This window comes from Geodermatophilus sp. SYSU D00879 (assembly GCF_054050375.1).
In genome coordinates, this window is record NZ_JBJGZF010000002.1 from 106,335 (window position 1) to 128,443 (window position 22,109).

Consider the following 22,109-nt stretch of genomic DNA (forward strand, 5'->3'; position numbering starts at 1 on the left):
CGTACGGGCCGGTGGGCGGCGGGCCGGTGTAGGACTCGTCCTCCGGGGCCGGCGGGCGGTCCGGAGGCGGCGGTCCCCAGGGCGGGACGGTCACCCCGCCGTGTCCCCCGTCGTGCCCGTCGTCGCCCGGGCCGCCGCCAGCCGAGCCAGGGTGCGCTCGCGGCCGAGCAGCTCGATCGACTCGTACAGCGGCGGGGAGACCGTGCGGCCGCTCACCGCCACCCGCACCGGCCCGAACGCCTGCCTCGGCTTGCGGCCCAGGCCCTCGACCAGCGCCGCCTTGAGCGCCTGCTCGATGCCGGCGGGGCTCCAGTCGCCCAGGTCGCGCAGCGCGTCGGCGGCGGCGTCGAGCACCGCGGCGTCGTCGGGGCGCAGGTTCTTGGCCGCCGCGGCCGGGTCGACGGCCACCTCCGCGGTGAAGAGGAAGCCGAGCAGGCCGACGGCGTCGGAGAGGACGACCGTCCGCTCCTGCGCCATCGGGGCGATCGCGCGCAGCACCCGGTCCTGCTCGGCCGTCGGCGGGTCGGCGACCAGCCCGGCACCGGCGAGGAAGGGCACGACGCGGGCCACGTACTCCTCCACCGGCAGCTCGCGGACGTGCGTGGCGTTGATCGCCTCGGCCTTCTTGACGTCGAAGCGCGCCGGGTTGGCGCTGACCCGGGTGACGTCGAAGGCCTCGACCATCTCGGCGGTGGAGAACACGTCGCGGTCCTCGGCGATCGACCAGCCCAGCAGCGCCAGGTAGTTGGCGAACCCCTCGGGCAGGAAGCCGCGCTCGCGGTAGACGTCGACGTTGGACTGCGGGTCGCGCTTGGACAGCTTCTTGTTGCCCTCGCCGGTGACGTAGGGCAGGTGGCCGAAGCGCGGGGTGCCGCCGGCGACGCCGACGTCCTGCAGCGCCGCGTAGAGGGCGAGCTGGCGGGGGGTCGAGGGCAGCAGGTCCTCGCCGCGCAGCACGTCGGTGATGCCCATCAGGGCGTCGTCGACGGGGTTGACGAAGGGGTACAGCGGCACGCCGTTGCCGCGCACGAGGACGAAGTCGGGCACCGTGCCCGCGGCGAAGCGGACCTCGCCGCGGACCAGGTCGGTCCACACCAGGTCCTCGTCGGGCATCCGCAGCCGCAGCACGGGGTCGCGGCCCTCGGCGCGGAAGGCGGCCTTCTGCGCGTCGGTGAGGAAGCGGTCGGCGTTGTCGTAGCCGAGCTTGGGGTCCTGGCCGGCGGCCAGCCGCCGCGCCTCGACCTCCTCGTTGGTGGAGAAGGACTCGTAGGCGTGCCCGGCCTCGAGCAGCTTCGCCGCGACCTCGCGGTAGACCTCGTGCCGCTCCGACTGCCGGTAGGGGCCGTGCGGGCCGCCGACCTCGGGGCCCTCGTCCCAGTCCAGGCCCAGCCAGCGCAGGCAGTCCAGCAGGTGCCGGTAGGACTCCTCGGAGTCGCGGGCGGCGTCGGTGTCCTCGATGCGGAAGACGAACGTGCCGCCGGTGTGCCGCGCGTGCGCCCAGTTGAACAGCGCGGTGCGCAGCAGGCCGACGTGCACCATGCCCGTCGGCGAGGGGCAGAAGCGGGTGCGGACGCCGGTCATCGCGCACCGCCCGCGGTGGAGGCGGTGTCGGCGCCGCTGACCGTGTTGGTCAGCGTGCCCAGGCCGTCGATCGAGCACTCGACCCGCTGTCCGGGCCGGATCGGCCCTACCCCGGCCGGGGTGCCGGTGAGCACGACGTCGCCGGGCAGCAGCGTCATCACCTGCGAGATGTAGCTGACCAGCGTCGGGACGTCGAACAGCAACTGGCTGGTGCGCCCGGCCTGCCGCGGCTCGCCGTCGACGGTGCAGGTGATCTCCAGGTCGGCCGGGTCCTTGCCGAGGCCGCGCAGGTCGGTCTCGATCCAGGGGCCGAGCGGGCAGAACGAGTCGAAGCCCTTGGCGCGGGTCCACTGCCCGTCGGCCTTCTGCATGTCGCGCTCGGTGACGTCGTTGGCGACCGTGTAGCCGAAGACGCTGCCCGGGACCTGCTCGGGGGTCAGGTTGCGCGCGCCGCGGGCGCCGATGACGACGGCGAGCTCGACCTCGTGGTGCACGTTGGTGCTGCCGGCGGGGATGCGGATGGCGTCGCCGGGGCCGATGACCGACGTCGAGGGCTTGAGGAACAGCAGCGGCCGCTCCGGGGCGTCGCCGGTGTTCATCTCCTTCACGTGGTCGGCGTAGTTCTTGCCGACGCAGACCACCTTGCTCGGCAGGATCGGCGAGAGCAGCCGGACGTCGGCCTGGGCGAACCGCTGGCCGGTGAAGGAGATGGTCCCGAACGGGTGGCCCTCGATCTGGGCGACCTGGCCGTCGCCGTCGAGGACTCCGAAGGACATGCCCGAGGGCGAGGCGAAGCGGACGATGCGCACGACGTCGAGGCTACTGACCCCGCGCGCACCCGCCGCCCGCCCTACGGTGACCGGGTGGCCTGCCGCCTGAGCGAGATCGTCGTCGACAGCCGGGACCCCGAGGCGCTCGCGGCCTGGTGGGCCGAGGTGCTCGGCTACCGGGTGCTCGGCCGCGACGACGACGGGGCGGTCGAGATCGGCCCGGAGGCCGGGTTCGGCGCCGCCGCCCCGACGCTGGTGTTCGCCCCGGTGGCCGAGCCCGGCCCCGGCAAGCCGCGGCTGCACCTGGACGTCAACGCCACCGACCGCGACCAGGACGCCGAGCTCCAGCGCCTGCTGGACCTCGGCGCCACCCGGGCCGACGTCGGGCAGACCGGCGAGGAGAGCTGGCACGTGCTCGCCGACCCGGAGGGCAACCCCTTCTGCCTGCTGCGCCGCCGGCTCGACCCGCTGTGACCCTCGCCCTGCGCTGACCCTCGCCCTGCGCTGACCCTCGCCCTGCGCTGACCCTCGCCCTGCGCTGACCCTCGCCCTGCGCTGACCCTCGCCCTGCGCTGACCCTCGACCCGCTCCGACCAGAGGAGATCCCGTGATCCTGATCGTCATCAAGTTCCCCGTCCGGCCCGACAGGATCGACGAGTTCCGGGCCAAGGCCGACGAGTACGCGGCGGCGGTGAACGCCGAGGAGGGCAGCCTGTTCTTCGAGTGGTCCCGCAGCGTGCTGGACCCGAACACCTTCGTCTGCATCGAGGGCTTCCGGGACGCCGACGCCGGCGCCTCGCACGTGGCCACCCCGCACGCCAAGGCCGCCTTCGACTGGATGTCGGACCTCGTGGCCGAGCAGCCGCAGATCATCTACGTCGACGAACCGTCGGTCCCCGGCTTCGGTCCGATGGGCGAGGTCACGCCCAGGAGCTGACGCCCCGCGTCGAGCACACGGCAGTGGCCCCCTCCCCCGCCGGGAGGGGGCCACTGCCGTGTCGTCGGCCCGGTGGTTGACCCCGGCGCGGCGACGGCGCGACAGTGACCGGGTGACCCGCGCGCTCGCGGTGCTGACCCTGCTGGCGCTGCTCACCGTCGCGGTCGAGGCCACCGACGACCCCCACCCGCTGCTCGCCGTCGCCCTCGGGACGACGTACACGGCGCACAGCCTGGTGGCGTTCCCGTGGCTGTCCCGGCAGCCGGCCCCGCGCCGGTACTGGCTGACCGCCGGGCACGTCTGCCTGCAGCTGCCGCTCGGGGTCCTGCTGTTCGGCGCGGCGCACGCCGGCGTCGGGGCGACGCTGCTGCTGCTGGTGCTGGTGGCCCAGTGCGTGCTGCTGCTCCCCCTGCCCGCCGCCGCGGCGGTCACGCTGGCCGTGCCGCTGGTGCACCTCGGGATGGGGTGGGCCGACTTCGCCCGCAACGCGCTCGGGCTGCTCGGCGCCGCGGTGTTCACCGCCGTCGTGACCGCCCTGCTCCGGCAGGCGCAGCGGGCGCGGGCGGAGCTCGCCGAGGCCAACGAGCTGCTCCGCGGGTACGCCGCCCAGGCCGGGGAGCTCGCCACCACGCGCGAGCGCAACCGGCTGGCCCGCGACATCCACGACGGCCTCGGCCACCACCTGACCGTCGTGCAGATGCAGGTGCAGGCCGCCCGCGCGGTGCTGCCGACCGATCCCGCGCGCGCCGACGAGGTGCTCGCCAAGGCCCAGTCCCAGGCGAGCGAGGCGCTGGCCGAGGTGCGCCGGTCGGTGGCGACGCTGCGGGCGCCCGTGTCCCGCCCGCCGCTGCGGGTGGCGCTGGAGACGCTGACCGGCGAGGCCGCGGCCGCGGGACTCCCCGCCACGCTCGAGGTCACCGGCCCCGAGCGACCGCTGCCGGAGGAGACCGAGGAGTCGCTGTTCCGGTCGGCGCAGGAGGGCCTGACCAACGTCCGCAAGCACGCCGGGGCGACCTGCGCGCGGGTGACGCTGACCTACGGCGGGGACGGCACCGTGCGGCTGGCGGTCCGCGACGACGGCCGCGGCATCCCCGACGCCCCCGGGGACCGGCCCACCTTCGGCCTGCTCGGGCTGCGCGAGCGCGCCGCCCGGGTGGGCGGCCGGGTCACCGTCGGGTCGTGCGGCGGGGCGGGCACCGAACTGCTGGTCGAGGTGCCCGGGTGAGCGCCGTCCGCGTGCTCGTCGTCGACGACCAGGCGCTGTTCCGCGAGGCGCTGGTCACCCTGCTCGGCGCGCGGCCGGAGGTCGAGGTCGTCGGCGAGGCCGGCGACGGGCACGAGGCGCTGGAGCGGGCGGCGGCCGTGCGTCCCGACGTCGTCCTCATGGACCTGCACATGCCGGTGCTGGACGGGATCGGCGCGGCCCGCCGGCTGCGGGTGGAGCAGCCGCACGTCCGGGTGCTGGCGCTGACCACCTTCGACGACGACGAGGACGTCTTCGCCGCGCTCCGGGCCGGCGCGCTGGGCTACCTGCTCAAGGACGTCTCCTCCGACCGCCTGGTCGAGGCTGTGCTGTCGGCCGCCCGGGGCGAGTCGGTGCTGCAGCCGTCGGTCGCGGCCAAGGTGGTCGCCCGCCTCGCCCAGCTCGACGACGCCCCGCGGCCGCGGCCCCAGCCGCTGGTCGTGCCGCTGTCGGACCGCGAGCTCGACGTCCTCCGGCTGCTGGCCGAGGGCCGCAGCAACCGGGAGATCGCCCAGGCGCTCTACCTGGCGGAGGGCACGGTCAAGAACCACGTGACCAACGTGCTGGGCAAGCTCGGCGCCCGGGACCGCACCCAGGCGGCGCTGCGCGCCCGCGCGCTCGACCTGGTCTGACCGGCCGTGTCCCCGTTCGCGGGGCAGGCCGGCCGCCCCCGGCCGACCCCGTCCAGCCCAGCACGACCAGGCGCTGCGGATCCCGGACCCGGGCACCTGGCTCGCTTCGAGGCGACGGGCCGGTTCGTCGGAACGACCGAACGGACCCGATGAGTTCGTGGTCCGCGACCGGTCCGAGCTGGAGACACCCGAGGAAAGGACACCGCCGTGTCAGAGCTTCTCGTCGACTTCATCACCTCCCTGGACGGCTACGCGTCGGGAGAGGGCTGGCCCGGGTTCTGGGGCCTCGAGGGCCCGGAGTACCTCGCATGGCTCGGCGAGCAGCCCGAGGTCACGTACCTGATGGGGGCGAACACCTACCGCCTGATGTCGGGCTTCGCCGCCGGCGAGGTCCCGGACGGCCAGGACGAGTTCAGGGCCGAGGAAGAGGCGTCCATCGACGAGCTCACGCGAGCGTCCAAGGTGGTGTTCTCCTCCTCGCTCGAGGAGCCGCTGACGTGGGCCAACTGCACGCTCGTCCGCGGCGACGCCGTCGAGGCGGTCCGTGCCATGAAGGAGAACGGCTCGGGGCTCCTCAGCACGATCGGCAGCCTCAGCCTGGCCCGGTCCCTGCTGCGGGCCGGACTCGTCGACCGCTTCCGGGTCGGGATCTTCCCGGTGATCACCGGGGCCACGGGCGCAGAACGCATCTACGACGGCTACCCGGACGTCGCCCTCGAGATGATCGGGCACCGCACCTTCGACGGCCGCATCCAGCTGGTCGAGTACAGGCCACGCGTGCTCGAGCACCCGCCGCTCGGCGCCCCTGCGTGAGGAACCGACGCGGTCGTCACGTACCTGGTGGTCTTCGCAGGGACACGGCCGGTGGGACCGGTCACGCCGGACCGTGACCGGCGGCCGTGACCTCCGGCACGTGGCGGGGACGGCGCCGCGCCCGACCCTCCCTGCATGACGACGCAGACCCCTCCCGAGCAGACCCCCGCCCGCACCCGGCACACCTGGCACCTGGCCCGCCACTACCTGGAGATGGTCGTGGCGATGGTCGCCGGCATGGTGGTCCTCGGCCCGGTCGGGACCTGGCTCTGGCCGGCGCTGGACGACCGCGCCGACGTCCACGCGATCGTGATGGCGACCGAGATGGCCATCGGGATGGCCGCCTGGATGCGCGTCCGCCGGCACTCCTGGCCGGCGATCGCCGAGATGTCCGCGGCGATGTACGTGCCGTTCGTCGTCCTGCTGGTGCCGTACTGGACCGGGACGATCTCCGCGTCGGCCCTGTTCACCGCCGGGCACGTGCTGATGCTCCCCGCGATGGCGCTGGCGATGTGGTGGCGCCTGGACGAGTACGCCCACCACTGAGCCGACGCGCCCGTCCCGCCTCTCTCATGCGAGAGGCGGGACGGGCACGTCGTCAGCGGTGGCGGACGGCGTAGGTCAGCGCGTCGACCAGCGCGTGCCAGGAGGCCTCGACGATGTTGTCGTGGACCCCGACGGTGGTCCACTCCCCCACCCCGTCGGTGGTGTCGACGAGCACCCGGGTGGTGGCGCTGGTGCCGCCCTTCCAGCCGAGGATGCGGACCTTGTAGTCGGCCAGCGAGACGTCGGCCAGCCGCGGGTACCGGCTGACCAGCGCCTGGCGCAGCGCGTTGTCCAGCGCGTTGACCGGGCCGTTGCCCTCGCCGGTGCTGATGATCCGCTCGCCGTCGACGTGGACCTTCACCGTCGCCTCGCTCATGACGACGCCGTTGGCCCAGTGCTCGACCGTCGTCCGGTAGCTCTCCAGCTCGAACAGCGGGGCGGGGGCGCCGGGCAGCTGGGCGCGCAGCAGCAGCTCGAACGAGGCGTCGGCGGCCTCGAACGACCAGCCCTCGGCCTCGAGCACCTTGACCTGGTCCACCACCCGGCCGACGGCGTCGGCGTGCCCCTCGAGGTCGACGCCGAGCTCGCGGCCCTTGAGCTCCACCGAGGCGCGGCCGGCCATCTCGGTGACCAGGATGCGCATGTCGTTGCCGACGACGGCCGGGTCGAGGTGGTTGTACAGCTCGGGACTGACCTTGATCGCGCTGGCGTGCAGGCCGGCCTTGTGCGCGAACGCCGAGGCGCCGACGAAGGGCTGGTGGTCGTCGGGGGCGATGTTGGCCAGCTCGGCGATCGCGTGGCTGACCCGCTGCAGCTCGGCCAGGCACTCCGCGGGCACGACCGGCAGGCCCATCTTGGTGACCAGGTTGGCCACCAGCGCGAAGGTGTCGGCGTTGCCGGCCCGCTCGCCGTAGCCGTTGGCGGTGCCCTGCACGTGGGTCACGCCCGCCTCGACGGCGGCCAGCGAGTTGGCGACGGCGCAGCCGGTGTCGTCCTGGCAGTGGATGCCCAGCCGGCCCTCCACCCGCGACCGGACGTCGGCCACCACCCGGGCCACGCCCATCGGCAGCATCCCGCCGTTGGTGTCGCACAGGACGCCGACCTCCGCGCCCGCGCCGAACGCGGCCCGCAGCACGGCGACGCCGTAGTCGGGGTCGGCGGCGTGGCCGTCGAAGAAGTGCTCGCAGTCGAGGAACACCCGCCGGCCGTGGGAGACCAGGTACGCGACGGTGTCGGCGACCATCGCGAGGTTCTCCTCGAGCGTGGTCCGCAGCGCGTCGCGCACGTGCCGGACGTCGGACTTGGCGACCAGGCAGACCACCGGCGTCCCGGCGTCGAGCAGCGCGCGCACCTGCGGGTCGTCCTGGACGCGGACGCCGGCCTTGCGGGTGGCGCCGAACGCGACCAGCACCGCGTGCCGCAGCTTGAGCTCGCTGCGGGCGCGGGCGAAGAACTCGGTGTCCTTGGGCAGCGCCCCCGGCCAGCCGCCCTCGATGTAGCCGACGCCGATCTCGTCCAGCAGCCGGGCGACGGCGAGCTTGTCGGCGACGGAGAAGCTGATCCCCTCGCGCTGGGCGCCGTCGCGCAGCGTGGTGTCGAAGACGTGGAAGTCGGTGCTGACGGCGGTCGGGCTGTCGGTGGCCACGGGTGCTCCCGGGGGTTCGACGGCGATCAGGCCCCTGACACGAAGAAGACCCCCCGGGGACGGAGGGTCTGCGCGCGGTCGGGGGTGCTGACCGCGCGCTAGGCGATGATGATCGTGCCGGACAGGTGCATCGCCACTGAGTCTAGCGCTGGTGACGTGATGGAACGGCCCCCCTTGCAGGGTCCCGCCGCGAGCCTGCGAGGGGCGGGGGGGCAGGGGGGCCTTCGTCAGCCGCCGGCGAGGGCGGCCAGGCGGTCGCCGACCTCGGCGGTGCGGACCTGCGCCTGCGGATCGCGGGTCGACAGGTCGAAGGCCACGGCGGCGTTCACCTTGCGGGCGAGGTCGGCGGAGCCGAGGTGCTCGAGCAGCAGGCCCACCGACAGCACGGTCGCCGTCGGGTCGGCGATGCCCTTGCCCGCGATGTCCGGCGCCGAGCCGTGCACGGGCTCGAACATGCTCGGGTTGGCGCCCGAGGCGTCGAGGTTGCCGCTGGCGGCCAGGCCGATGCCCCCGGTGACCGCGGCGGCGACGTCGGTGACGATGTCGCCGAAGAGGTTGTCGGTGACGATGACGTCGTAGCGGCCGGGGTCGGTGATGAAGAACATCGACGCCGCGTCCACGTGCTGGTAGGCGACGGTGACCTCGGGGAACTCCGCCGACACCTCCTCCACCGTCCGCGACCACAGCGACCCGGCGTGGGTGAGCACGTTGGTCTTGTGGATCAGCGTGAGGTGCCGGCGCGGCCGCGCGGTCGCCCGCTCGAAGGCGTAGCGGACGACCCGCTCGACGCCGAAGGCGGTGTTGAGGCTGACCTCGGTGGCCACCTCGTGCGGGGTGTCGCGGCGCAGCACGCCGCCGTTGCCGACGTAGGGGCCCTCGGTGCCCTCGCGCACGCAGAGCATGTCGATGGTGCCGGGGTCGGCCAGCGGGCTGCGGACGCCGTCGTAGAGCTTGGCCGGGCGCAGGTTGACGTGGTGGTCGAGCTCGAAGCGCAGCCGCAACAGCAGCCCGCGCTCGAGGATGCCCGGCGGCACGCCCGGGTCGCCGATTGCGCCGAGCAGGATCGCGTCGTGCCCGCGCAGCTCCTCGAGCACGGAGTCCGGCAGCAGCTCGCCGGTCCGCTGCCAGCGGGCGGCGCCGAGGTCGTAGGGGGTCGTCTCCAGGTCGGGGGCGACGGCGCCCAGGACCTTGAGGCCCTCGGCCACCACCTCGGGACCGATGCCGTCCCCTGCGATCACAGCCAGGCGCATGGCGACGACCCTAGGTCAGCGCGGGTCGAGGTCCGCGGAGCGGGCCTCGCGCGCCCCGATCCGGCCGGCGATGTCGGCGAGCAGATCGGCGGCCACCGGGCTGTCGACGACGACCGCCATGAGCGCCTCACCACCGCGGGTCGTGCGGCTGACCTGCGCCCCGGCGATGTTGATCCCCGCCTCCCCCAGCGCCGCGCCGACGGTGCCGACGACGCCGGGCCGGTCGGTGTAGACGAAGAACAGGAGGTGGCCGGACAGGTCGAGGTCCATGTCGAAGCCGTCGACCTCGACCAGCTTGGGCACCTGGTTCTTGCCGAACAGCGTGCCGGAGACGCACACCTCGCGGCCGTCGGCCATCGCGCCCCGCACCCGGACGAGGTTGCGGTAGTCGGGGCTGTCGAGGTCGCTGGTGAGGGTCACGTCGAGACCGCGCTGCTGGGCCAGCAGCGGCGCGTTGACGTAGGTGACCTGCTCCTCGACGACGTCGGCGAAGACGCCCCTGAGCACGGCCAGCTGCAGCACCGAGTCGTCGAACTCGGCGAGCTTGCCGCGGACCTCGACGGTGACCGACTGGGCCAGCCCGCCGGCGACGGCGGTGAAGACCGTGCCCAGCCGCTCGGCCAGCGGCAGGCCGGGCCGCACGTCCTCGGCGACGACGCCGCCGGCCTGGACGTTGACCGCGTCGGGCACGAACTCCCCCTGCAGCGCCAGCCGCACCGAGTGCGCGACGGCGGTGCCGGCCTTGTCCTGCGCCTCCGTGGTCGAGGCGCCCAGGTGCGGGGTGACGACGGTGTTGGGCAGCGCGAACAGCGGGCTGTCGGTGGTGGGCTCGGTCGCGAAGACGTCGATGCCGGCAGCGCCGACCTGGCCCGAGCGCAGCGCGTCGGCGAGCGCGGCCTCGTCGACCAGCCCGCCGCGGGCGGCGTTGACGACGATCACCCCGCGCTTGGTGGTGGCCAGCTGCTCGGCGCCGATCAGACCGAGGGTCTCCGGCGTCCTGGGCAGGTGGACGGTGATGAAGTCGGCGTCGCGGAGCAGCTCCTCCAGCGACACCATCCGCACGCCGAGCTGCGCGGCCCTGCCGGGCTGGATGTAGGGGTCGTAGGCGATGAGCGTGGTGCCGAAGGCGGCCAGCCGCTGGGCGACCAGCTGGCCGATCCGGCCCAGCCCGACGACGCCGACCACCTTGTCGGTGACCTCGACGCCCATGAACCGCGACCGCGCCCACCGGCCCTCGCGCAGCGACGCGTCGGCCGCCGGGATCTGCCGGGCGGCGGCCAGCAGCAGCGCGACGGCGTGCTCGGCGGCGCTGACGATGTTCGCCGTCGGGGCGTTGACCACCAGGACGCCGCGCTCGGTGGCGGCGGCGACGTCGACGTTGTCCAGGCCGATGCCGGCGCGGGCGACCACCTTGAGGTTCGGCGCGGCGGCCAGGGCCTCGGCGTCGATCCGCGTGGCGCTGCGGATCATCACCGCGGCCGCGTCGGCCAGCGCCGGGAGCAGGGCGGACCGGTCGGCGCCGTCGACGTGACGGATCTCGACGGCGTCGCCGAGCACTTCCAGCACGCTCGGGGCCAGCTCCTCGGTGATCAGGACGACGGGCGCGCTCGCGGTCACGGGTCCACAGCCTAGGGAGACGGGTGGCCGGGCGGGGTCCCGCGTCGGGGTCCCCGTGATCACCGGGCGGTGACGGTACGCACCAGCCGCCACGACACCCCCGCCCCGGAGGGAGGGCCGCTTGCCCTGCCGGGTGGCCCCCCGCACGCTGGGGCGCGACGCGCCGGGACGAGCCGGCGCCTCCGGAGGAGACCATGACCGACTTCAGCAAGGACAGCGGCGGGGCCTCGGCCTCCGGCCAGGGTCAGCCCCAGGACCCGTCGTACGGCCAGCAGTACGGGCAGCAGGGCCAGGGCCAGGGGCAGGGCGAGCAGGGCTACGGCCAGCAGTACGGCCAGGCGGGCTACGGGCAGCAGGGCTACGGCCAGACCCAGCCGTACGGCCAGCAGGGCTACGGGCAGCAGGGCTACGGGCAGCAGGGCTACGGGCAGCAGGGCTACGGGCAGCAGGGCTACGGCCAGCAGGACTACGGCCAGGGCCAGCCCTACGGGCAGCAGTACGGCCAGTACGGGCAGCCGGCGCCCTACGGCCAGCAGTACGGGCAGTACGGCCAGGGCGCGGTCCCGGCCAAGCCCGGCGGCGTCGTGACTGCCGCCGTCTTCGGTTTCATCTTCGGGGCCATCGGCGTCCTGATCAGCCTGTTCCTCATCTTCGCCGGCGCCGTGTTCAGCGGCGCCGGCGACGAGATCGACGACGAGATCCCTGGCTTCGGGACCTTCTCGGGCGCCGTTGGTGGCGTCGTCCTCATCTTCGGCCTGGTGGCGTTGATCTGGACCGTCGTCATGATCTGGGGCTCGGTGTGGGCCCTCACCGGGCGCAGCCGCGTGATGCTGCTGGTCGGCGGCTCGATCGCCCTCGCTTTCACTGCCATCAACTTCTTCGGCGGGCTGGCCGACGCCGGGAACGTCGGCGCGGGGGCGATCATCACCAGCCTGCTGTTCTTCCTGGCCGCGCTGGCGATCGTCGTGCTGCTGTCCCTGAAGCCCGCCGCGGCCTTCTTCGCGGCACACCGCGCACGCCGCGGTCGCTGAGTCCGTCCGTGGGGGACGCCGCGTCGGCGGACCCCCACGGACGCCAGCGAGCCCCTACACTCCGCCGCCGACCGCCGACAGGGCGGAGCCACCTCCAGGAGGAACCCGAGCATGACCAGCCCCAGCTTCGACAAGAACACGCCGCCGGGGGGTCAGCCCGGGTACGGCGCGCCCGGCGCGCAGCCCTACGGCCAGCAGCCCTACGGCGCCCAGCCCTACGGGCAGCAGCCGCAGGGCAACCCGGCCCCCTACGGCGGCGGCTTCGGCGGCCCCTCCCCCTACGGCGGCGCCCCGGCCGGCCAGCGTCCCGGGCAGGTCACCGCGGCCGCGGTGATCGGCGTCGTCATCGGCGGCCTGGGCTCGCTGTTCGGCCTGCTCGCCATCCTGGGGATCGGCCTGCTGTTCGCGCTCAGCCCGCTGCTCGGGATCGTCACCCTGCTGGCGGTCGCCACGGCCGTCGTCGTGCTGGTCGGCGGCATCCAGGTGCTCACCGGCAAGTCGCCGCGACTGCTGCTCCTCGGCAGCTACGCCTCGATCGGCATCCAGCTGCTGACGCTGATCATCTCGCTGGCCGTCGGCGGCGGGTTCGAGTTCTCGGCGCTGCTCGGCTTCGTGCTGCCGGGCCTGATCGTCTTCTTCCTGCAGCAGCCGCAGTCCAAGCAGTACTTCGCCTCGCGGGGCCTGGCCTACTGACCTCCCCCGCACACGCGAACGGCCCCCGCTGCCAGCAGGCAGCGGGGGCCGTTCGCGTTGCCGGACGCTACGAGCGGGCGGCGGTGCCGGTGTAGTCGTCGGAGGCCGACACCCAGCTCATCAGGCCGCGCAGCTTGCGGCCGGTCTCCTCGATCGGGTGCGCCTCGGCCTCGGCGCGGCGGCGCTTGAAGTCCGGAGCCCCGGCGTCCTGGTCGGCGATGAAGGCCGCGGCCCACGAGCCGTCCTTGATCGCGGCGAGGACCTCCTTCATCGACTCCTTGACGCGGGCGTCGATGACCTTCGGGCCGGAGGTGTAGTCGCCGTACTCGGCGGTGTCGGACACCGACCAGCGCTGCTTGGCGATGCCGCCCTCGTACATGAGGTCGACGATCAGCTTCAGCTCGTGCAGGCACTCGAAGTAGGCGACCTCGGGCTGGTAGCCGGCCTCGGTGAGGGTCTCGAACCCGGCGGTGATCAGCGCGCTGGCGCCGCCGCAGAGGACGGCCTGCTCGCCGAACAGGTCGGTCTCGGTCTCCTCGGCGAACGTCGTCCTGATGACGCCGGCGCGGGCGCCGCCGATGGCCTTGGCGTAGGACAGCGCGAGCTCCAGGGCCTGCCCGCTCGCGTCCTGCTCGACGGCGACCAGGCACGGCACGCCCTTGCCGTTCTCGAACTCGCGGCGGACGAGGTGACCGGGGCCCTTGGGGGCGACCATCGCCACGTCGACGCCGGCCGGGGGCTTGATGTAGCCGAACCGGATGTTGAAGCCGTGACCGAAGAACAGCGCGTCGCCGTCCTGCAGGTTGGGCTCGATCGACTCGCTGTACAGCGTCCGCTGCACGTGGTCGGGCGCCAGGATCATGATCAGGTCGGCCTCGGCGGCGGCCTCGGCCGGCGTGACGACCCGCAGGCCCTCGGCCTCGGCCTTGGCCCGGCTCCTGGAGCCCTCGGGCAGGCCGACGCGGACGTCCACCCCGGAGTCCCGCAGCGACAGGGCGTGCGCGTGGCCCTGGCTGCCGTAGCCGATGACGGCGACGGTGCGCCCCTGGATGATCGACAGGTCGGCGTCGTCGTCGTAGAAGATCTCGGCCATGCGGTACGTGCTCCTTCGGTTGTTCTCGTGCGGGGGGTGCGGGGGCTAGGCGCTGCGGTCGACCGGGCGCAAGGTACCGGCGCCGCTCATCGAGCGCGGACCCCGGCCGAGGGCCACGGTGCCCGACTGCGCCATCTCCTTGATCCCGAGCGGAGCGAGGACGGCGAGCAGGGCCTGCAGCTTGTCCGGGGTGCCGGTGGCCTCGAGGGTCACCGTGTCGGTGTTGACGTCGACGACCCGGGCGCGGAACAGCTCGGCGGTCTGCAGCACCGTGGTGCGCTCGGCCATCGGCGCGCGCACCTTGACCAGCAGCAGCTCGCGCTGGACCGCGGCGCCGCCGTCGAGCTCCACGATCTTGATGACCTCGACGAGCTTGTTGAGCTGCTTGGTCACCTGCTCCAGCGGCGCGGACTCGGCGTCGACGACGATCGTCATCCGCGACAGGTCGGGGTTCTCGGTCGGCCCGACGGCCAGCGACTCGATGTTGAACGCGCGCCGGCTGAACAGCGCCGAGACGCGGGCCAGCACACCGGCCTTGTTCTCGACCAGGACCGACAGGGTGTGGCGGGTCATCTGAGGGGAACCTGCTTCCGATTCGTCGTTCGGCCCCGTTCCAGGGGCCCGCCGCGAGCGTGCGAGTGGCGGGCAGGAACGGGGTCCTCCATCAGACCTGGCTGTCGCCGAAGACCGGGCGCAGGCCGCGCGCGGCGAGGATGTCGTCGTTGCTGGCGCCCGCGGCGACCATCGGCCACACCTGCGCGTCGTGGCCGACGACGAAGTCGATGACCACCGGGGCGTCGGTGATCGCCATGGCCTTCTCGATGACGGCGTCGACGTCGTCCTTGGACTCGCAGCGCAGCCCGACGCAGCCCAGCGCCTCGGCCAGCATCACGAAGTCGGGGATGCGCACCGGCTTGGGCCGGCCCTCGTCGTCCACCGGGTGCAGCTTGGTGTTGGAGTAGCGGCCCTCGTAGAACAGGGTCTGCCACTGCCGGACCATGCCGAGGTTGCCGTTGTTGATGACGGCGATCTTGACCGGGATGCCCTCGATGGCGCAGGTGGCCAGCTCCTGGTTGGTCATCTGGAAGCAGCCGTCGCCGTCGATCGCCCAGACGGTGGTCTCGGGGCGGCCGTACTTGGCGCCCATGGCCGCGGGGACGGCGTAGCCCATCGTCCCGGCGCCGCCGCTGTTGAGCCACGTGCCCGGCTTCTCGTACCGGATGAACTGCGCGGCCCACATCTGGTGCTGACCGACGCCGGAGGCGTAGATCGCGTCGGGGCCGGCGATCGCGCCGAGCCGCTCGATGACGTACTGCGGCGACAGCGAGCCGTCCTCGGGCCAGTCGTAGCCCAGCGGGTAGCGCGCCCGCCAGTCGTCGAGCTGCGCCCACCAGGCGGCCAGGTCGGGCGTGCGGCCGGCGGCGTGCTCGGAGCGCAGCGCGGTCACGAGCTCCGCGATCGTCTCCTTCGCGTCGCCCACGATCGGCACGTCGGCCCGGCGGTTCTTGCCGATCTCGGCGGGGTCGATGTCGGCGTGGACCACGAGCGCGCCGGGCGCGAAGGAGGACAGCTGACCGGTCACCCGGTCGTCGAAGCGGGCGCCGAGGGCGACGAGGACGTCGGCCTTCTGCAGCGCGGTGACCGCGGCGACGGTGCCGTGCATGCCGGGCATGCCCAGGTGCTGCGGCGAGCTGTCGGGGAACGCGCCGCGGGCCATGAGGGTGGTGACGACCGGCGCTCCGGTGAGCTCGGCGAGCTCGGCCAGCTCCTCGGTGGCGCGGGCCTTGAGCACCCCGCCGCCGACGTAGAGGACCGGCCGGCGGGCGCCGGCGATGAGCGCGGCGGCCTCGCGGACCTGCTTGCCGTGCGGGCGGGTGGTCGGCTTGTAGCCGGGCAGGTCCAGCCGCGGCGGCCAGGAGAAGTCGGTGGTCGCCTGCAGCACGTCCTTGGGGATGTCGACCAGGACCGGGCCAGGACGGCCGGTGGCGGCCAGGTGGAACGCCTCGGCGATCCGCTGCGGGATCTCCGCCGGGTCGGTGACCAGGAAGTTGTGCTTGGTGATCGGCATCGTGATGCCGCGGATGTCGGCCTCCTGGAAGGCGTCGGTCCCGATCGCGCCGCTGGGCACCTGGCCGGTGATCGCGACGATCGGCACCGAGTCCATGTAGGCGTCGGCCAGCGGGGTGACCAGGTTGGTCGCGCCCGGGCCGGAGGTGGCCATGCAGACGCCGACCCGGCCGGTGGCCTGCGCGTACCCGGTGGCCGCGTGCCCGGCGCCCTGCTCGTGCCGGACGAGGACGTGCCGCACGCGCGAGTCGAACAGCGGGTCGTAGGCGGGCAGGATCGCGCCGCCCGGGATGCCGAAGACCACCTCGACGCCCACGGCCTCGAGCGAGCGGACCAGGCTCTGCGCGCCGGTGATGCCGGTCGCGGGCTCGGCGGCGGACTCGGCGATCGAGCGGGCCGTCGTCTCGACACCGGTGAGGGCCGAGGCGGCCTCTCGGGTGGCGGACTCGCTCGGGGTGCTGGTCATGCGGGCGTCTCCTGTGCCGGACGGGCGGGACGGGCGTGCGGTTCCGGGTGTCTGCTCGGTGTCGCCCGGGTGCGGGGAGGGTCCCGGCTGTCCGCCGGGCCGGCCCCGCCCCGGGCCTCGTGCCAACAAAAAACCCCTCGTGCCGTGGGCACAGAGGGGCGTAGCGCGTCGGTCGGGCGACCGGCGCGCTAGGCGACTACGAGGAGCAGGCGGGCGGAGGTCACGCGGACACTGTGCGCCTCGACCGCCGCGACGTCAACCAGGCTGTCCCACACAGTGGACTCGTGTCGTCCGTCTCATGGGACGGCGACGGGTACCGGGCCGTTCAGCAGGGCGGGGTCGAAGGCGTCGACGAGCGCCGGCAGGGCGGCGCCGGGGACGGGCCGGCCGATCAGCCAGCCCTGCAGGAACCGGCAGCCCAGCGCGGTGAGGACGGCCATCTGCTCGCGGGTCTCCACGCCCTCGGCGACGACGTCCATGCCGAGCGTGCGGCCGAGGTCGACGACGCTGCCGACCAGCGCCGCGCCGCGCGGGTCGGTGTCGATGCCGGACACGAAGCCGCGGTCCATCTTCAGCACCTGCACGGGCAGCCGGGCGAGGTAGGCCAGCGACGAGTAGCCCTTGCCGAAGTCGTCGAGGGAGACGATGCAGCCCAGCGCGGACAGCTCCGCGAGCTCGGCGAGCAGCCGCTCGTCGTCGTCCATGAGGACGCTCTCGGTGACCTCGACCATCAGCAGGTGGGCGGGCAGGCCGGAGCGCTGCAGGGCGCGGGTGACGTCCTCGACCAGGCAGCGGGCCTGCAGGTGGCGCACGGAGATGTTGACGCCGAGCTTGAGGTCGCGGCCCTGCGCGACGAGGCGGGCGTGCTCGGCGGTCGCCGTCTGCAGCACCCACCGCTGCAGCGGCACGATCAGCCCGTCGTCCTCGGCCAGGCCGACGAACTCCTCCGGCGGCACGGGGCCGAGCACCGGGTGGTCCCAGCGCACCAGGGCCTCGACGCCCAGGACGCGGCGCTCCTCCACACCGGCCACCGGCTGGTAGACCACCCGCAGCTCGCCCCGCTCGATCGCGGCGGGCAGGTCGCGGGCCAGCCGGCTGCGCCGGGCGGACTCCTCCACCAGCGCCTCCCCCGAGGCCCGGACGCCGTTCTTGCCCTGCGCCTTGACCGTGCGCAGCGCGAGGTCGGCCTCGCGGACGGTCGCCGAGGCGTCGGCGCCGGCGACCACCTCGGTGACGCCGACGCTCGCCGAGGTGCGCAGCACCGGGCCGGCGCCCTCCGGGTCGCCCGGGGCGGAGTAGCGCTGGGTGCGGTCCAGCCGCGCGACCAGCCGCTCGGCCAGGGCCAGCGCCTCGTCGGGGCCGGCGTCGACGACGAGGGCGAACTCGTCGCCGCCGAGCCGGGCGACCAGGTCCCCGGCGCGGGCCGCGGCGCGCAGGGAGTCGGCCACCTCGCACAGCAGCCGGTCCCCCGCGTCGTGCCCGGCGACGTCGTTGACCGCCTTGAAGCCGTCGAGGTCGAGCAGCAGCACGCAGGAGCGCCGGCCACGGGACGCCTGGGTCAGGGCGCCGTCGAGGGCGGCCATGAAACGGGCGCGGTTGGGCAGCCCGGTGAGCGAGTCGGTGTAGGCCAGCCGCTCGAGCTCGCGCTGCCCGGCGCGGCGCTCGGTGACGTCGCGCAGGTGCAGCACCAGCCCGTCGCCGGACCGGCGGCCCGCGGCGGGGGCGGCGCCGGACACCTCGACGTCGCGCCAGGTGCCGTCGGCGGCGCGCAGCCGGCCGGTGGCCGGCAGGCCGTCGGGCGTGCCGTCCCGCAGGGCGGCGGAGACGCGGTCGAGCAGGTCCCGGTCCCCCGGGTGCAGCAGGTCGACCAGCACCCGGCCGATCAGGCCCTCCTCCGCGACGCCGAGCCGCTCGGCGACCGGGCCGGTGGCGGAGGTGACCCGGCCGTCCCCGTCGAGGACCAGCGTGACGGCGTCGCCGCTGTGCACCAGCGCCCGGAACCAGCCCTCGGTCCGCTCCAGGCGGCGGGTCAGGGCCGCGGCGTCCAGGGCCCAGTACAGCGTCCGCGCCGAGGTGAGCAGCACGAGGACGACGGTGGCGGCGGCCTCGGCCGCGGGCAGCGGGCGTCCGGCGACGGTGCCGCCGGCGACCGCGAGCAGCGCGGCGGTGGCCGCGCCGTGGGCGAGCACGCCCCCGCGCAGGGGCAGCGTGCGGCGGCCGGCGTCGGCGGCGGCGTGCGCGCCGGCGTCGGCCCGGGCGGCGCGCAGGCCGGCGGCGAGCATGGCCAGCCAGCCGAGCACGACGACCACGCCCCAGCCCGGGGCGGTGCCCGCCGACGTGCGGCCGAGCGCGCCGCCGACCGCGACCAGCGACATGGCGACGAACGCGGCGAGCAGCCAGCCGGCGGCGCGGCGGCGGCCCTCGGGGACGGCGGTGAGGGTGACCAGGCCGATGCCGCACAGGAGTGCCCCGACCAGCGGGTAACCGGCCGCGACCAGGCCGCCGCCCGGCCCGGTGGTCCGGGCGACGAGGTCGCCGAGCAGCACGCAGCCGAGCAGGGCCACGGCGACGGTGACGACCACGCCGTCGAGCAGCACCCGCGTGCCCAGCCGCCGGTGCGACCGCGGCGGCAGCAGCAGGACGGCCGCCGAGACGGCGACCGGGCCGCCGAGCAGCGTCGGGAGGTCCTCGACGCCGCCGGTGGCGAGGTCGCGACCGGGTGCGGCGAGGGCCAGCGCCTGGCCGAGGGCGAGTGCCTGGCCGAGGGCGAGCAGCGCGCCGGCGGCGGACAGCGCCCGCCAGGGCCGGCCGGCGCGGCCGGGCAGCCGGGCGGCGTCGCGGGCGAGCACCGCGGCCGAGGCGGCGGACGCCGTCCCGAGCAGGGCGGGCACCAGCCAGGCGGGCGCACCGGTGAGCAGGCCGACCACGGCGACGACGCCGAGGACCGCCAGCAGGACCTGGACCGCCGGGGCGGCGCGGTCAGCCACGGCGGCCGGCCCGGACGGTGGAGGGCTCGACCGGCGCCGGGACCGGGTCGGCCGAGGACCCGACCAGCCCCGGCCACAGCAGGCCGGCGCCGTCGCGCAGCAGCCCCACGAGGTCGGCCAGCGGCAGCGGGCGGGACAGCAGGAAGCCCTGCGCCTGGTCGACGCCCAGGCCGCGCAGCACGCCGAGCTGGGCCGGCGTCTCGACGCCCTCGGCGACGACCTGCAGCCCCAGGGACCGGCCGACGGTCACGACCGCCTCGCACAGCGCGCGGCTCTGCCGGTCGCGGTCGACGCGGGAGACGAAGGACCGGTCGAGCTTGAGCACGTCGACCGGGAGGCGGGTGAGCAGGCCCAGCGACGACGAGCCGGTGCCGAAGTCGTCCAGGGCCACGTGCACGCCCATGAGCCGCAGCGCCTCGACGTCGACGGCCACGGAGTCGCCCTCGGCCAGCACGGTCGACTCGGTGATCTCCAGGACCAGCCGCTCGGGCGCCAGGCCGGAGGCGGACAGCGCGCCGGCGACGTCGTCGACGAGGGTGCGCTCGGCCACGTGCGCGGCGGAGACGTTCATGCCGATCCGCAGGGGCCCGCCGTCGCCGGCCGGCAGCACGGCGGCGGCCGCGGTGATCTCCCGCAGGGCCCAGCGCTGCAGCTCGCCGACGACCCCGGCCCGCTCGGCGATCGGGACGAACTCCCGCGGGGAGACCTCCCCGAGCTCCGGGTGCCGCCAGCGCAGCAGCGCCTCGACGCCGGAGACCCGCTTGTCGGCCATCGACACCACGGGCTGGAACGCCAGCCACAGCTCCCCGCGGCCGGCGGCCCCGGGCAGGTCGGCGCGCAGCCGGTCGCGGCGGGCGGCGGCCGCGCCGAGCGCCGGCGTCCAGCAGGTGGCGCGCGCCGAGCGGGAGGCCCGGGCGGCCGCGACCGCGAGCTCGGCGCGGGCGCCGACCTCGGCGGCGCCGGTCCCCGGCTCGACGACGACCACGCCGACGGCGGCGGTGAGGTCGAAGACGCCGGCGGCGGTGGTCACCGGCTGCTCGAGCACGGCCAGGCAGCGGTCGGCGAGCAGCGCGGCGGTGTCGCCGTCGCCCTCGGCCAGGACCGCGAAGGTGCCGCCGACCAGCCGGGCGACGACCTCGTCGCCGCGCACGGCGGCGCGCAGCCGCCGGCCCAGCTCGACGAGGACGGCGGCGACGGCGTCGCGGCCGGCGTGCTCGCGGACCTCGTCCAGGCCGGCGACCTCGACGAGCAGGACCGCGGACCCGGCGCGGGCGGTCGCGGCCTGCAGGGCCGCGTCCCAGCCGGCCCGGTTGGGCAGGCCGGTGAGCGCGTCGGTGAACGCGAGCTCCTCGAGCGCCCGCTCGCGGGCCACCCGCTCGGTGACGTCGCGGCAGTGCAGCACCACCGAGGCGACCGCCGGGTCGGTGCGCAGGTCGGAGACGCTGGCCTCGAGGCAGCGCCGCGCGCCGCCCGCGTCGCGGACGTGCAGCGTCACGAGCCCGTCGGCGCCGGCCCCGGTACCGGTGTCGAGGACCCGGCGCAGCGCGGCGGCGTCCGCGGGCTCCAGGGTCCCGGGCCGGCCCGCGGCGCCGGAGAGCACGTCGCGGCCGAGGAGCTGCTCCGGCGTGGCGCCGACCAGCGCGGCCATCGCCGGCGAGGCCCAGCCGACGCGCAGCCGGGCGTCGAGGACGAGGACGGCGTCGCGGCCGGAGTGCAGCAGGTTGCGGAAGTAGGCCTCGTCGCGGCGCAGCCGGGCACCGCGCTGGTGGTCCTCGCGGGCGGTGACCCAGCGGTGCGCGGCGGCCAGGCCCACGCAGGTCAGCGCCCCGGCGAGGGTGAGCAGGGTCGGCCGGGTGCCCAGCGCCAGCGGCACGACGACGAGCGCGACCACGGCCACCAGCGCCAGGTGCGGCAGCACCGAGCGCAGCGCGTCGGTGCGGCCGTCGGCCGCGCGGCGGGGGACGTCCGGGCCGGTGCCCGGGTCGAGCAGGCGGGCGAGCACCAGCAGCGCCAGGCCGACGACGACGGCCACGCGGGTGGCCGGGACGACGTCGTGCGCGCCGAGCAGCGTGGCGGAGGTGGCGGTGCCGCGCGCGGCGCAGAGCAGGACGAGGCCGCCGAGCAGCACCGCGGCCATGCGCCGGCGGTGCGCCTCGACCGCGCCGAGCACGGTGAGGCCGGCGGCCATGGTGGCGGCCGCGGCCACGACCGCGGCGCCGAGGACGAGCTGGGCGCCCAGGGACAGCGCGGTCCAGCTGTTGCCCGGGCCGACCAGCAGGAACTGCATGACGGCGAGCGCGGCGACGCCGAAGAGGGCGAGCTCGAGCGTCGTCCGCCGGCAGGTGCGCCGCAGGCTGGACCGCTCGACCATGCCGAGCAGGGCCACGACCACGAGGACGTAGCCGGGGACGGTGGGCAGCCAGCGCAGCACCACCGCGGACAGCACGGTCCCCGGCCGGGTCGCGGTGGTCAGGACCAGGCCGAGGACGGGGAACAGCGCCGCGACGGCGAGCACCCGCCACGGCGGGGCGGAGGGGTCACCGGGCCGGCTCAGCGCCCACAGCGCGAGCGCGGCGAGCAGCCCGGCCACGCCGGTGACGGCGTCGGAGACCGGGTCCAGCGCGGGCACGGCGACCGCCAGGGCGCACGCCGCTGCGGCCGGCACGGCGCACGCCAGCAGCCACCTGATCCGCCTGTCCACACCGGGGGTGTCGGCAGCGGCGCCCCCCGGGGACAGG

18 protein-coding genes are annotated in these 22,109 nt (G+C 75.1%); 8 read left to right on the forward strand and 10 right to left on the reverse strand.

Annotated features, from left to right (window positions below; translation table 11 throughout):
- Nucleotides 1–90 precede the first annotated feature (90 nt).
- Both gltX and ACI79B_RS03945 read right to left on the reverse strand, forming a co-directional pair.
- Nucleotides 91–1,581: a glutamate--tRNA ligase gene (gene gltX / locus ACI79B_RS03940; protein ID WP_456929188.1), complete on the reverse strand. Its 1,491-nt coding sequence runs from the start codon at nucleotides 1,579–1,581 to the stop codon at nucleotides 91–93.
- Nucleotides 1,578–2,390 carry a fumarylacetoacetate hydrolase family protein gene (locus ACI79B_RS03945; RefSeq protein WP_456929187.1) on the reverse strand — a complete coding sequence of 271 codons (813 nt, stop codon included), beginning with the start codon at nucleotides 2,388–2,390 and terminating at the stop codon, nucleotides 1,578–1,580. The genes gltX and ACI79B_RS03945 overlap by 4 nt, the downstream gene beginning before the upstream one ends.
- Nucleotides 2,391–2,444: 54 nt before the next feature.
- On the opposite strand from ACI79B_RS03945, the gene ACI79B_RS03950 reads away from it, so the two are divergent.
- The 6 genes from ACI79B_RS03950 to ACI79B_RS03975 all read left to right on the forward strand — a co-directional run bounded on the left by ACI79B_RS03950 (nucleotide 2,445) and on the right by ACI79B_RS03975 (nucleotide 6,522).
- A complete protein-coding gene (locus ACI79B_RS03950) occupies nucleotides 2,445–2,825 on the forward strand; it encodes a VOC family protein (RefSeq protein ID WP_456929186.1) in 381 nt (126 codons plus the stop codon).
- A gap of 133 nt (nucleotides 2,826–2,958) precedes the next feature.
- Nucleotides 2,959–3,288: a putative quinol monooxygenase gene (locus ACI79B_RS03955; protein ID WP_456929185.1), complete on the forward strand. Its 330-nt coding sequence runs from the start codon at nucleotides 2,959–2,961 to the stop codon at nucleotides 3,286–3,288.
- 112 nt (nucleotides 3,289–3,400) lie between these two features.
- Nucleotides 3,401–4,513: a sensor histidine kinase gene (locus ACI79B_RS03960; protein ID WP_456929184.1), complete on the forward strand. Its 1,113-nt coding sequence runs from the start codon at nucleotides 3,401–3,403 to the stop codon at nucleotides 4,511–4,513.
- A complete protein-coding gene (locus tag ACI79B_RS03965) occupies nucleotides 4,510–5,163 on the forward strand; it encodes a response regulator (RefSeq protein ID WP_456929183.1) in 654 nt (217 codons plus the stop codon). The genes ACI79B_RS03960 and ACI79B_RS03965 overlap by 4 nt, the downstream gene beginning before the upstream one ends.
- A 207-nt stretch (nucleotides 5,164–5,370) precedes the next feature.
- Entirely contained in the window at nucleotides 5,371–5,976 is a 606-nt protein-coding gene (locus tag ACI79B_RS03970; RefSeq protein ID WP_456929182.1) for a dihydrofolate reductase family protein, read from the forward strand.
- Nucleotides 5,977–6,111: 135 nt separating this feature from the next.
- Entirely contained in the window at nucleotides 6,112–6,522 is a 411-nt protein-coding gene (locus ACI79B_RS03975) for a hypothetical protein (protein WP_456929181.1), read from the forward strand.
- A 52-nt stretch (nucleotides 6,523–6,574) separates the two neighbouring features.
- Here the strand turns inward: ACI79B_RS03975 and cimA are convergent, their stop codons facing one another.
- From cimA to serA, 3 genes are all read right to left on the reverse strand, one after another.
- A complete protein-coding gene (gene cimA, locus ACI79B_RS03980; protein ID WP_456929180.1) occupies nucleotides 6,575–8,167 on the reverse strand; it encodes a citramalate synthase in 1,593 nt (530 codons plus the stop codon).
- Between the two features lie 227 nt (nucleotides 8,168–8,394).
- Entirely contained in the window at nucleotides 8,395–9,417 is a 1,023-nt protein-coding gene (locus tag ACI79B_RS03985) for a 3-isopropylmalate dehydrogenase (RefSeq protein ID WP_456929179.1), read from the reverse strand.
- A gap of 15 nt (nucleotides 9,418–9,432) precedes the next feature.
- A complete protein-coding gene (gene serA, locus ACI79B_RS03990) occupies nucleotides 9,433–11,034 on the reverse strand; it encodes a phosphoglycerate dehydrogenase (RefSeq protein WP_456929178.1) in 1,602 nt (533 codons plus the stop codon).
- Between the two features lie 194 nt (nucleotides 11,035–11,228).
- Between serA and ACI79B_RS03995 the strand changes: the two genes are divergently transcribed.
- On the forward strand, nucleotides 11,229–12,065 hold the full coding sequence (locus ACI79B_RS03995) for a hypothetical protein (protein WP_456929177.1): 837 nt from the start codon (nucleotides 11,229–11,231) through the stop codon (nucleotides 12,063–12,065).
- A 111-nt stretch (nucleotides 12,066–12,176) separates the two neighbouring features.
- Nucleotides 12,177–12,758 carry a hypothetical protein gene (locus tag ACI79B_RS04000; protein WP_456929176.1) on the forward strand — a complete coding sequence of 194 codons (582 nt, stop codon included), beginning with the start codon at nucleotides 12,177–12,179 and terminating at the stop codon, nucleotides 12,756–12,758.
- 67 nt (nucleotides 12,759–12,825) lie between these two features.
- Here the strand turns inward: ACI79B_RS04000 and ilvC are convergent, their stop codons facing one another.
- From ilvC to ACI79B_RS04025, 5 genes are all read right to left on the reverse strand, one after another.
- Nucleotides 12,826–13,851 (reverse strand): ketol-acid reductoisomerase, encoded by a 1,026-nt coding sequence (gene ilvC, locus ACI79B_RS04005; protein ID WP_456929175.1) that lies wholly within the window; start codon nucleotides 13,849–13,851, stop codon nucleotides 12,826–12,828.
- 45 nt (nucleotides 13,852–13,896) lie between these two features.
- Entirely contained in the window at nucleotides 13,897–14,424 is a 528-nt protein-coding gene (ilvN, locus tag ACI79B_RS04010) for an acetolactate synthase small subunit (protein WP_456929174.1), read from the reverse strand.
- Between the two features lie 91 nt (nucleotides 14,425–14,515).
- Nucleotides 14,516–16,384 (reverse strand): acetolactate synthase large subunit, encoded by a 1,869-nt coding sequence (locus ACI79B_RS04015; protein ID WP_456929173.1) that lies wholly within the window; start codon nucleotides 16,382–16,384, stop codon nucleotides 14,516–14,518.
- Nucleotides 16,385–16,680: 296 nt separating this feature from the next.
- Entirely contained in the window at nucleotides 16,681–19,371 is a 2,691-nt protein-coding gene (locus ACI79B_RS04020) for a putative bifunctional diguanylate cyclase/phosphodiesterase (protein WP_456929172.1), read from the reverse strand.
- Complete coding sequence (locus tag ACI79B_RS04025; RefSeq protein ID WP_456929171.1) at nucleotides 19,364–22,072, reverse strand: putative bifunctional diguanylate cyclase/phosphodiesterase; 2,709 nt, start codon at nucleotides 22,070–22,072, stop codon at nucleotides 19,364–19,366. The genes ACI79B_RS04020 and ACI79B_RS04025 overlap by 8 nt, the downstream gene beginning before the upstream one ends.
- Between the last annotated feature and the right edge of the window lie 37 nt (nucleotides 22,073–22,109).

Excerpts from the sequence above, each read along its gene's own strand:
- gltX (WP_456929188.1), bottom strand. The coding sequence starts at position 1,581 with ATGACCGGCGTCCGCACCCGCTTCTGCCCCTCGCCGACGGGCATGGTG.
- ACI79B_RS03975 (WP_456929181.1), top strand. The coding sequence starts at position 6,112 with ATGACGACGCAGACCCCTCCCGAGCAGACCCCCGCCCGCACCCGGCAC.
- ACI79B_RS03985 (WP_456929179.1), bottom strand. The coding sequence starts at position 9,417 with ATGCGCCTGGCTGTGATCGCAGGGGACGGCATCGGTCCCGAGGTGGTG.
- ACI79B_RS03995 (WP_456929177.1), top strand. The coding sequence starts at position 11,229 with ATGACCGACTTCAGCAAGGACAGCGGCGGGGCCTCGGCCTCCGGCCAG.
- ACI79B_RS04000 (WP_456929176.1), top strand. The coding sequence starts at position 12,177 with ATGACCAGCCCCAGCTTCGACAAGAACACGCCGCCGGGGGGTCAGCCC.
- ilvC (WP_456929175.1), bottom strand. The coding sequence starts at position 13,851 with ATGGCCGAGATCTTCTACGACGACGACGCCGACCTGTCGATCATCCAG.
- ilvN (WP_456929174.1), bottom strand. The coding sequence starts at position 14,424 with ATGACCCGCCACACCCTGTCGGTCCTGGTCGAGAACAAGGCCGGTGTG.
- ACI79B_RS04015 (WP_456929173.1), bottom strand. The coding sequence starts at position 16,384 with ATGACCAGCACCCCGAGCGAGTCCGCCACCCGAGAGGCCGCCTCGGCC.